Below are 11,177 nucleotides of genomic sequence, written 5' to 3' on the forward strand. Positions count from 1 at the left end.
TTAATCGATGCAGGTCACGGAACGGTCTAGCAAAAGGCCGGTAAAGCAGCTGGCAGTATGCCTCATAGCTTTTTAGAAGCAGTTTGCTATTAGTTGATACTAAATGGATCTAAAGCACAGCCTGCGGGGCCCCTAAGGTAAACCTTACGAAGTTGTCGTCGGGTTTTGCCGAGGCGCTCGTGAGAAAGGAATTACAGCGCTTTGCCGTCATGGAGAAATGCAGGCAAGCATTCGACGCTCAGGAAATAACAAAAAAAGGCAAACAGCCATGTTCAAACATTCGAAAGTGCGTCAAGCCGGGCTCATTTTATTCGCCACTACGCTGTTACTGATTTTGCCGAACCTTACCAAAGTGATCGGATAATCAAGTGTGGTTGTTGACGACGCCTCACTAAAAAACTGACTCGCTCGCTTTCCGGGTCGGCGTGTGTGTGCCAACCTTTACGGCATACCTTCGACAGGATGGCGATCACTTGAAAGCTCTACTTTTGCTTGGGGCCTTGCTGCTCAGCACGCCCTCGTATGCCGCACAGCTGGTGCTCGACCTGGGTACCGGCAGCCGAACCTGGAAAACCGAGGAGCTGCTCAAGCATCCTCAGGTTCAGACGATTCAGATCACCGACGATGTTTCCTACAAAAGGAACATGAGTTATCGCGCGGTGCCGCTGGCGGCATTGTTGACCGGCATCAAGGCTGACGACCACTTGCAAGCCGTGGCCCTGGACGGTTTCGCTGCCGAACTGGCTGCCGCACCGTTGCTCAACACGGTGGGTGCGCAGGCGTGGCTGGCCATTGAAGACCCGGCCAACCCTTGGCCAGCGCTGGCGGAAGGCAAACCCAGTGCCGGACCGTTTTATCTGGTGTGGACCAACCCTCAGGCCGGCCATATCAGCCCCGAGCAATGGCCATTCCAGGTTGCCAGCATCAAACGCCTGGCGGCGGTCGGCGTACGCTTCCCTGCCCTGCTTCCAGACCCGGCACTCGCCGCCAATGACCCGGTGAATCTGGGCTATGCGTTGTTCCAGAAAAACTGCCTGGCGTGCCACCGCCTGAACGGCGCGGGCGATGCGCAGTTTGGTCCGGACCTGAACATTCCCTTCAGCCCTACCGAGTACTTTGGTGCTGAATTTCTCAAGCGTTATATCCGCGACCCGCAAAGCTTGCGCCAATGGCCACAGGCAAAAATGCCGGGGTTCTCGACACAGGTATTGTCGGATGAGGAGCTGACGTTGCTGGTGGGGTATTTGAAGCATATGGCGGGGCGTAAACAGCAGCCCTGAGCCTACGATCGGTTCCCACGCGTGGGAACGATCAATTCGGTTGGGGTTTGAAGCCTTGGGACAATAGCCACCCGCGCACCACCCGTCCCTGCTCCACCGTCAAACCTTCCAACGCCTGGTCAGCCGGCTCGGTTTGCAATCGCCGCAGCAAAGGTGCCAACTCAACCCCTTGCACATGCCAGATCCCCAACGGCTGATCCGCCGTGATCACCACCTCGGCCTCATCGACAAACCCATCGCGCAGCACCGGCGCCCGCTCAATGCTCAGAGACGCAAAATCTGCTGGTGCATGAGCAGGCGTAGTGTCCGGCCACTGTCGACGTGCACGCCAAAACGGTTGCTCCGACCAGCGCAGTTCGTCGGCATAAAAGTCCCGACCAATGCGCGCAAAGCGCAAGAACAGTTGCTCGACCCGTTGTTGATGGAAGCGCTGGGCCAAGGCCGCCCGCTCAGGTTTAGCCAGCAAGGTGTTGATCACCACCGGCGCCTGCAAGGCTGAGGAGAGGGATTGAAAGATGCCGTTGCCTGACAGTGGATCGACCGCCATGGCCGCATCGCCAACCCGAATCCAGTTATCGCCGCACACCTGCGGATTGAGAATCGCCGTGCTGCTGCGGGCGTGCAGTTGCAGGTCGATTTCAGGCTGCGAGCCGAAAAAATCGATGGCCAACGGCGAGTCCTGGCGGCGCTGGCGACAGTAGTCGAGCAACTGCGCTTTGCCCGGCAATTCGGCGCTGGGCACATCCACGGTCAACTGCCAATAACATTGACCATCGGCCCGCCGTGCCATCCAGGCCCAACCGTCCGGCAAACTTTCCACCGCGCTGGCGGTGCTGCCTGGTGCGGCCTGCCAACGGTTGAGCAGGCTGACCGTCTCCGGTCCACGTTGCCCTTTGCCAAGCGCTGGCGCCTGACGACCGCGAGCCTCCACCAGAAACCCGCTGTTCAGCTCAGCATGACCTTCGACCTCAGCCCGATGGCCTGACGCCTGGGAGTGAACCGCCAACACCCGACCTTCGATCACCTCGACACCGGCCAGGCGCAAGTCCTCACGCAGGCCGCGATCAAAGCTCGGCCGATCCAGCAGAAACTCGATGTTTTGCGCATGCTGCTGGCCGTTCCACGACACCTGCCGCTGCGACGGCAACGCAGCCTCCGCCAACGCCTGATTCAATCCTGCACCGCGCAGGGCTTCGAGCACCCGTTGCGAAACACCTTCAAACGCCGCAAATCGTCGCCAGTCGCTGACCAGCGTCACCGCATAACCCAGCCGGCGCAGCCCTAACGCCACCGTCGCACCCGCGGGCCCGGCGCCGAGAATCAGGATGGCGCTCATTGCCAGACTCGCCGCTCAGGTCCGCGATAACGGGCGTTGTCTCGTAGCCATTCAAGGACCTGCGCATTGCTCGCGTCGAGGTGCCCGGCAAGGAAATTGGCGATATGCCCGGTCAACGCCGCGCAACCGAGACTGGCACCGGATTGCCCTGGGTACATGCCCTGAACACAGGCGGCAAAGTCGGCCTGCTGGCTGTTGAGCCACGACCATTCGTGTTCGCCGCAACGGGCATCGCCAGTCACCCGCAACACCTGCGGGTAACTCGCCGGGTACACGTCTTCGCCTTGCGCCGGGCTCGAGGCACACAGCAAAACACCACGGGCCAATGCCGCCGAACAGGCTTCACGCAGCAAGCTGCGGTCCTGACGCAAGCCCAGGCTGAGGTTGATCACTCGCACATCCTGCGCCACCAGCCAATCGATCGCCGTAGCAATCTGCAAGGCGCTGGTGACCCCGCGCTGGTCGAACACTTGCGCTACGCAAAACCGTGCCGAGGCTGCGCGCCGGCTGATTGCCTCGACAACCGCGCTGCCATGGCCGAGCGGATCGTCACGCAGTTCGTCTTCGGCGAGTCTGTCCTCGACCAGGTAAAACCGTCGCCCGGCGCTCACCTGCCCGCGTTGTGCCACGGAATGTCCGCTGTCGACCACGCCAATCCTTAGCTCAAGCTTCATGCAGCACCTTAACTTGCGTCAGCACGCCGTCGAACAACTCAAAGCGCAGATCCGCATCGGCCAGGGTCGAGGGGCGATGGCTGATCAGGATTCGCGTGCGTCCGGCAAACAGTCGATCGATGGCCTCGATAACGTCCCGCTCAGTGGCCTCATCGACAGCCGAGGTGGCTTCATCGAGCACCAGAATCAGCGGATCCTGCAACAGCGCACGGGCGATGGCAATCCGCTGTTTCTGGCCGCCGGACAACTGCTGACCGCGCTCGCCCAACGGACTGTCGAGGCCTTCGGGCAGGGACGCAATCAGACTGTCGAGCTGCGCCAGTCGCGCCACTTCGGCCACTGCCTCACGACTGGCGTCCGGCACCGCATAGGCGAGGTTATCCGCCAGGCTGCCGCGAAACAGCACAATGTCCTGGCTGACCACGGCGATCCGCCGACGCAACTCGAACAATGCAAGCTCACACAGGTCGATCCCGTCCAGCAGCACCCGACCGGATTGCGGGTCGTGATGCCGTTGCAACAGGTCGATCAGCGTCGACTTGCCAACCCCGGAGCCGCCGCTCAGGGCAACTTTCAAACCGTAGGGAATCCGCGCTTCGATCCCGCATAACGTCACCGGGCGCCCGGGATGGCTGAAGTGCACCGCCTCAAAACACAGCTCGCCAGAGCTCGGCATTGGCTGCGGTGCGACCGGTGTGACGACGCTCGGCTGTTCACCGCGCAGCTCCATCACCCGACCGAGGCTGACGGTCATCCGTTGAATCGCCACATACAACCCGAGCAAGCTCTGCACCGGTCCGACCGCCATCCCCAGATAGGTCGAAAACGCGATCAACGCGCCGAGCTGCCAAGTACCCTGCACCACCCAGTAACCACCAATCAAAAACGCACAGGCCCGCGACAAAGAGGTCAGTGTGCCGGGCACCGCTTGGGTGAAAAACTCGGTGACTTGCAGGCGCAGTAACTGGCTCATGTAGCCCTGCCCCAATGTTTCGAGGCGCCGCGCTTCGCGCTGTTGCTGGCCGGCAGACTGGATGAATTTCATCACCGGCAGGGTTTCGACCATGAATGAGGACATGTCCGCCGAACGCTCACGCAACTGCCGCACATCACGTTCGACCTTGCGCCGTATCCAGCGCAGCCAGAGTACATCCAGTGGGATCAACACCAATGCCAGCAACGAGAGTTTCCACGACAGGGTCAGCAACATCGCCACCGCGCAGACCAGACCGATGACGCTGGAAACCGCCGAGAACAGCGAGTCGACGGCAAAGCGCTGGATCTCCGCAACATCACCGTCGAGGCGCGACATCAGGTCGCCGATCCGCCGTTGCCCGTAGAAGCCCGGCGACAAGGTCTGCAAATGCCGATAGAGGTCGTCGCGCAGGGCAAACAGAATGCGCCCCGATAACCGTGTGTGCAGGTAGCGATTGATCCCCGACAACGCGGTGCCGAGCAATCCGGCAACAATCATCAAACCGGCGATCAGCACCAGCATGGAAAAGTTGTGCGCCAACAGCCCGTCGTCGATCAGCAACTTGGTCAGCCAGGGCTGCACCAGCACCAGCAACGAGGCGCACACCGACAATCCGAGCAGCCCGGCAATCGCTAGCCGATGCGGGCGCACGAAGCCGTACAGCCACTGTAAGGCGGCGTCCAGTGCCTGTGGGTTGTGGCTGTCGACCAGCCTGACGATCAAGCGCCGCATCAGTTGCGCAACTGTTTGAGCTTGCGATACAGCGTCGCTCGACTGATGCCCAGCGCATCGGCCGTCGCCGAAACGTTGCCGTGATGATTGTCGAGGGACTGGCGGATCAGCTCCAGTTCGTTCTCGCGGATACTGCCGCAGGTTGAACGCTCGCAGGCATTCAACTCGTCGAGCATGCTGTCGGGCAAATGCTCCAGGCTCAGCACGGTTTCACCGGGCTCGCGCATCGCCAGCGCGGTACGCAGCACCATCTCCAGCTGACGGATGTTGCCTGGCCAGTGGTAACCGGCAAGCAGGTTGCTCAGGTCGCCCTTGAGTTTGACCGTCGGGGCATCGAGTTTGCTAAGCAGACGGTTCACCAACTCACTGAAGTCATCGCGTTCGCGCAGGGCCGGCAGCATCACGCTGATTCCGTTGACCCGGTAGAACAGGTCTTCGCGAAAGTGTTTGTCCTCGACCAGACGCTTGAGGTCGCGGTGAGTCGCGCAGATCAGCGCGACGTCGATGTCTTGCTCTTCACCGGCGCCCAGCGGTGCGACCTTGCGGTCCTGCAACACCCGCAACAGGCGTGCTTGCAGTGCCAGCGGCATGTCGCCGATTTCATCGAGAAACAACGTGCCACCATGGGCCTGTTGCAAACGGCCGATCATCCCACCGCGCCGCGAGCCGGTGAACGCGCCTTCGCGGTAGCCGAACAGTTCCGACTCGATCAGGCCTTCGGGAATTGCCGCACAATTGACCGCAACAAAGGGTTTGTCGCAACGACTGCCGGCCATGTGCAGCGCCCGGGCGATGACTTCCTTACCAGTACCGGTTTCCCCCAGCAGCAACACCGGCAACTCATTGGCCAGGCCTTGCCGGGCCATCCGTAACGCACGCGCATACCGCGTATTGCTGCCGGCCAGGGATTCGAGATCGGGTTGAGGTTTTGGATTTTTGACGACACTGCGCGGTGTGCTGGTGACATTGATCGAGCGTTGCGGCGCACGCAGGGTTTTGTAGAAAAATTCGCCTTTGGCGGTTTGCAGACTACCGATCCCGCCTTGCTGCAGACGCGCCAGCAGTTGCAGGCCATCGACCCCGAGAAACTCTTCGCAGCGGTGGCCAACCAGAGCTGAACGTTCGGCATTGAGCAACTGACAGGCCTGGGCACTGACCGCCAGAATCTGCCCGCCGAGGCTCACCGCCAACAACCCTTGCCAGGGCGATTCGAGGTACTGTCGACGGCTATGAAAGGCCAGCACGATCTGCTCGGGAAAGCTTGCGTTGAACACCCGGCTTTCAATCTGACTGACCGCCATCGCCAACAACGCGGTGCTGTCATGCGCCCGGCCCAACGGGCCTTCGCGGGTCAGGTCGAGTACACCAAGGATGTCGCCTTGAGGGCAGTGAATCGGCACCGAACTGCAGGAAAAATCGCTGAGACGATCGAGGTAATGTTCGCCGCAGTCGATCAGCGTCGGCCGGGCTTCCACCAGCGCAGTTCCGAGGGCGTTGGTGCCGCGTGCAGCTTCACTCCAGCAGGCGCCCAGGGTGATGTCTTGCAGACCACTGCCCTTGAGGCGGTCGGCGCGGCCTTCGACCGCGAGAATGGTCGCCTCGGAATTGGCGAGGATGATCAGCCCTTCCTTGCCCTGACGCTCGGCCAGGTAATCGATGGCCGGCATCGCGGCGTCGATCAGCAAGCGATTGCTCGCCAGTAACACCTCAAGACTCGCGCTCGATTCCAGCGCCAACTCATGCTTGCCATTGAAGTGCACGCCATGGCTCAAGCTGCGCCGCCATGAGGCGTCGATTTCAGCACGCAACACCCCGTTCGGGACTTCGCCTTCAAGGTGAAGTTTCTCCCGGGCCAGCCGGGCTTCATGTTGCGGTTGTGGCGTTATTGTTTTTATAAGAGTCATCAAGCGCTCCGGATCGGTCCGCCCAGTCTCTGGCCAGGTCACTTCCCGACATGCGACGAAGCACGCATGCCATGGGGAAATATCTACCCGGTTCAGGTGGCAGTAAAGGGAAGTTTGCCCGATACCTCGGACAGCCCTTCCCTCACGCAAAACCTGCGCCATGGGAAATCGGCGCCAGCGCTTATCTTTACGTTAACGTCAAGAGACTGGCAAGTGCCGTAGAGCGCCTGACTCGGTGTTCATGAGCAATAGGACTCGCGTTGCGATTCGATCAGGGTCAATGCCGCCGACCAGGCCAGCTCGATGATGTTTTCGGCATCGTCCTGTTCGAACTGTTCAGCCGTGTGGACACAGACCTCCGGCGACGGAAAATTCAGCTCACACCCGCCCGCCAACGCCTGTACCTGCGCCTGGCAGGCACGCTCCAGAAAGTAAATTTCCTGGAACGCGTGAGCCACACTGCCGCCGCCCACCAACAGTCCGTGATTGCGCAGGATCATCGCCTTGTGCGGTCCCAGATCGGCAATCAACCGCTCGCGCTCGTCCAGCGATAAAGCGATGCCTTCGTAGGTGTGATAAGCCAGCTTGCCGTAGAACTTCAGCGCGTGCTGAGTGATCGGTAGCAGGCCTCGTTTCTGTGCAGCCACCGCCATGCCCGCCGCCGTGTGGGTGTGGATCACGCAGTTCAGATCGGGGCGTGCCATGTGGATCGCAGAATGAATCACGAAACCCGCGGCGTTGACCCGATGATCCGCATACTCCGGATCGACAATTCGACCCTGCTGATCGATACGCACCAGATCCGAGGCGCGCATGCGATCAAAGATCACCCCGTAGCGATTGATCAGGAAGTGATGTTCGGGTCCTGGAATCCGTAATGTGATGTGGGTGTCGATCAGGTCGGTCATGCGAAAGTGCGCAACCAACCGATACAGGGCCGCCAACTCGCAGCGGGCCTGCCATTCAATGGTGTTCATGTGCTCGGGCTTATTCACCAAATCACCTCTTTTTGTGTGTGATGGCGAGCGGGTTGCCCTTGGACGGGCAAAGCGCAGACGCCGGGTATCAACAGCACGGTGTGCTTGTGAGCTTTATCGCGGCCGGGCTAGGATTAGTCAATTTTCAAATGCTTAAACTAACTATTAGCCTGACTAATAGCAGGATTCCTTATGCCCTCACCCCTCTCCCAATCCAGCCGACGCTTTCTCAATGACCGGCTCGACTGGAACCTGTTGCGCACCTATCTGGTGATCGCCCAGGAAGGCAGCATGAGCCGCGCTGCTGCGCGCCTGCACATCACGCAATCGGCGGTGAGCCAGGCGCTCAAGCGTCTTGAAGAGCAACTCGACTGCGTGCTGATTGTCCGTAGCGGCCGGCGTTTCGACCTCACCGAAACCGGTGAAGAAGTGCTGCGTATCGCGGCCGATGTCTATGGTGATATTTCGCGCCTGGGGCCGGTGATCGAGAGTTCTCACGATGACGTGGTGGGCAAGGTGCGGATCCTGACCATCAGCGGTATCCAGTCCCCGCATTATGATGAGTTCCTCGCGGACTTCCATGAGAGCCATCCGCATGTCGAACTGGAAGTCGAGGTGATGGGCAGTTCCAACATTATCAGTGCCCTGCTGCAAAAGACTGCGACGGTCGGCGTCGGCTTATCCCGGCTGCCGCAACCACGGTTGGAGCAACGGGTGCTGTTTCGCGAGCGATATGGGTACTTCTGCGGTCAACGCCACCGTTTGTTCGGGCAGACGAATCTGAGGCTGGAACAACTTGCCACCGAGCACTTCGTCAGCTTCACCAGCGACCAGTTGGGAGGCAATCTTTCGCCGCTGACACTGTTTCGCGACCAGCAAGGCTTTACCGGCAAGATCGTCGCATCATCGACCAGCTTCGAAGAGATTCACCGATTGATCTGTGCAGGGTTTGGGATCGGCTGTTTACCCGTTCACCTGGTGCAGAGAGATGTCGAGCAGGGGTTGCTGTGGCGTTTGCCGCCTGAGGAGGGCGTGGTGGATCTGGATATTCAGCTGCTCTGGAATCGCGAGCAGAAAATGACTCCGGCTGAAACAGTGTTCCTGGAAAGCTTCCAGCACCTGCTCAGCAGGCATGAGCAGGTGCTGTAGCTTTCAGCGCGTCAAACGTGAGGATCGCTGGGTGGTTTGCTCGGGCTCGCGTATTGCGGCTTCAGGTGACCGTCCTTGTCCAGCAGCCATGCATCCATGATCTGCCGCACCACAGGGCCGGCAACACGACCGCCGGCCTCACCGTTCTCGATCATCACCGAGATCACGATCTGCGGATGCTCGGCCGGGGCGAAACCAACGAACAAGGCGTTGTCGCGGTTACGCTCGCGGGTCTTCAAGCGGTCGTAGCGCTCGCCCTGTTTGATTGCCACCACTTGCGCGGTGCCGCTCTTGCCTGCAATCCGGTATTGCGCACCTACAGCCGCCGCACGGGCGATACCGCGCGGATCGTGCATAACCATCTGCATGCCGTGGTTGACCTGCTCCCAGTCGTGCGGATTCTTCAGCAGGATGTTCGGCATCGGATGCTCATCCATCGGTGCCACGCCATCGATCGTCTTGGCCAAATGCGGTCGGTTCCACACGCCTTTGTTGGCGATCAGTGCGGTCGCCTGAGCCAGTTGTAGCGGTGTCACTTGCATATAACCCTGGCCAATCCCGAGGATCACCGTTTCACCGGGGAACCACGGCTGACGGCGAGTAGCGCGCTTCCATGCCTGGGACGGCATCAGCCCGGGGGACTCTTCGAACATGTCCAGCGAGACTTTTTCGCCAAGGCCGAACATCGCCATGTAATCGTGCAGACGATCAATGCCGAGTTTGTGCGCCAGGTCGTAAAAATAGGTGTCGTTGGAGCGCATGATCGCTGCGTCCATGTCGACCCAGCCGTCGCCGCTGTGATTCCAGTTACGGTATTTATGGTCGAAGTCCGGCAGTTGGTAGTAACCCGGATCGAAGACCCTGGTGGACGCCGTCACCACGCCGGTGTCGAGCCCGGCAATCGCCACTTCCGGCTTGATCGTCGAGCCTGGTGCATACAACCCGCGCAAGACCCGGTTGAACAGTGGGCGGTCAATGGAGTCATGCAGCGCCGCGTATTCCTTGAAGCTGATGCCGGTGACGAACAGGTTCGGGTCAAAACTCGGTTTGCTGACCATTGCCAGCACTTCACCGGTGGCCGGATCGAGAGCAACCACTGAACCACGGCGGTCGCCCAGCGCGTCTTCTGCCGCCTCCTGAAGCTTTACATCGAGGCTGAGCACGATGTTTTTCCCAGGGATCGGATCAGTGTGCTTGAGCACTCGCAGCACCCGGCCCTGGGCGTTGGTTTCGACCTCTTCATAGCCGACATGGCCATGCAGCTCGGACTCGTAGAATTTTTCGATGCCGGTCTTGCCGATCGACTGCGTACCGCGGTACTCGACGGTATCCAGTGCCTTGGACTCTTTCTCGTTGATACGCCCGACGTATCCGATCGAGTGGGCGAAATGCGCACCCAGCGGGTAGTTGCGCACGAACTGCGGCTCAACGTCGATTCCCGGCAGCCGGAACTCGTTCACCGCCAGTGTCGCAATCTGCTCTTCGGTCAGTTCGTAAAACAAGGTAACCGGAACAAAGGGATGGCGCGCCTGCTTCATCGCCTTGTCAAACAGCGCACGGTCTTCAGCAGGCAAGTGCAACAGATTGACCACGGAGTCCAGCTCGCCTTTCACATCGGTTGCACGTTCGCGGGTGATGATCAGGTTGTAGCTTGGCCGATTATCGGCCAGCAGTACGCCGTTGCGGTCATAGATCAGGCCGCGAGTCGGGGTAATGGGCAGGACATGCACTCGGTTGTTTTCGGAGATCGTCGAGTGATAGTCAAACTCGACCACTTGCAGGACGTACATGCGCACAACCAGCGCGCAGGTAATTGCAACCACGAACAACGCGCAGGCGAACAGCCGTTTGTTGACCAGGCGCGTTTCTTTTTCGTGGTCCTTGATCGGGATCGGTTCGGGCATTTCTGCAGCAACTCTTTGACCGGGTTAAACGCCATTCCCTGCGCGTGACATCAGTCCATTAAAAAACGAGCTGCACCATACCAAAAACTGCACGACCACTTTAGGCGGAATTTCCCAAGTGGTTGTCCTTGACGGCCAAAACGACGGTCGGACGTTGGTGCAGCCGATGAGCACTTTCTCGCAGGCAAAACAAAACCCCAACTGCTTTCGCAATTGGGGTTTCGGAATTTAATCTTGACGATGAC

Annotated in this window: 9 protein-coding genes; 2 read left to right on the forward strand and 7 right to left on the reverse strand. The window is 59.9% G+C overall.

Going from position 1 to position 11,177, the window contains the following annotated elements; genetic code table 11:
- The first annotated feature begins 473 nt into the window (after window positions 1-473).
- Complete coding sequence (locus KRR23_RS28150) at window positions 474-1,280, forward strand: cytochrome c (RefSeq protein ID WP_253912299.1); 807 nt, start codon at window positions 474-476, stop codon at window positions 1,278-1,280.
- Window positions 1,281-1,311: 31 nt separating this feature from the next.
- Here the strand turns inward: KRR23_RS28150 and KRR23_RS28155 are convergent, their stop codons facing one another.
- From KRR23_RS28155 to KRR23_RS28175, 5 genes are all read right to left on the reverse strand, one after another.
- On the reverse strand, window positions 1,312-2,616 hold the full coding sequence (locus KRR23_RS28155) for an NAD(P)/FAD-dependent oxidoreductase (protein ID WP_216745106.1): 1,305 nt from the start codon (window positions 2,614-2,616) through the stop codon (window positions 1,312-1,314).
- Window positions 2,613-3,290, reverse strand: coding sequence for a S8/S53 family peptidase (locus KRR23_RS28160; RefSeq protein ID WP_216745107.1), 678 nt, complete (start codon window positions 3,288-3,290; stop codon window positions 2,613-2,615). Before KRR23_RS28160 ends, KRR23_RS28155 begins: the two co-directional genes overlap by 4 nt.
- Window positions 3,280-4,998 carry an ABC transporter ATP-binding protein gene (locus KRR23_RS28165; RefSeq protein WP_216745108.1) on the reverse strand — a complete coding sequence of 573 codons (1,719 nt, stop codon included), beginning with the start codon at window positions 4,996-4,998 and terminating at the stop codon, window positions 3,280-3,282. The genes KRR23_RS28160 and KRR23_RS28165 overlap by 11 nt, the downstream gene beginning before the upstream one ends.
- Complete coding sequence (locus tag KRR23_RS28170) at window positions 4,998-6,902, reverse strand: sigma-54-dependent Fis family transcriptional regulator (RefSeq protein ID WP_216745109.1); 1,905 nt, start codon at window positions 6,900-6,902, stop codon at window positions 4,998-5,000. Before KRR23_RS28170 ends, KRR23_RS28165 begins: the two co-directional genes overlap by 1 nt.
- Before the next feature lie 239 nt (window positions 6,903-7,141).
- A complete protein-coding gene (locus tag KRR23_RS28175; RefSeq protein ID WP_216745110.1) occupies window positions 7,142-7,897 on the reverse strand; it encodes a class II aldolase/adducin family protein in 756 nt (251 codons plus the stop codon).
- Window positions 7,898-8,071: 174 nt separating this feature from the next.
- Here KRR23_RS28175 and KRR23_RS28180 point away from each other — a divergent pair, with 174 nt between their 5' ends.
- The gene (locus tag KRR23_RS28180; RefSeq protein WP_216745111.1) at window positions 8,072-9,028 is read left to right on the forward strand and encodes a LysR family transcriptional regulator; all 957 of its coding nucleotides are present in this window, start codon (window positions 8,072-8,074) and stop codon (window positions 9,026-9,028) included.
- Window positions 9,029-9,039: 11 nt separating this feature from the next.
- On the opposite strand, the gene mrdA is transcribed toward KRR23_RS28180, so the two are convergent.
- Together mrdA and KRR23_RS28190 are read right to left on the reverse strand one after the other, a co-directional pair.
- On the reverse strand, window positions 9,040-10,932 hold the full coding sequence (gene mrdA / locus KRR23_RS28185; RefSeq protein WP_216745112.1) for a penicillin-binding protein 2: 1,893 nt from the start codon (window positions 10,930-10,932) through the stop codon (window positions 9,040-9,042).
- Between the two features lie 50 nt (window positions 10,933-10,982).
- Window positions 10,983-11,177 (reverse strand): hypothetical protein (locus tag KRR23_RS28190; RefSeq protein WP_216745113.1); only part of this gene is annotated, 195 nt, incomplete at its 5' end.

It is taken from the genome of Pseudomonas sp. CVAP#3 (assembly GCF_018986375.1).
In the GTDB taxonomy this organism is placed as follows: domain Bacteria; phylum Pseudomonadota; class Gammaproteobacteria; order Pseudomonadales; family Pseudomonadaceae; genus Aquipseudomonas; species Aquipseudomonas helvetica.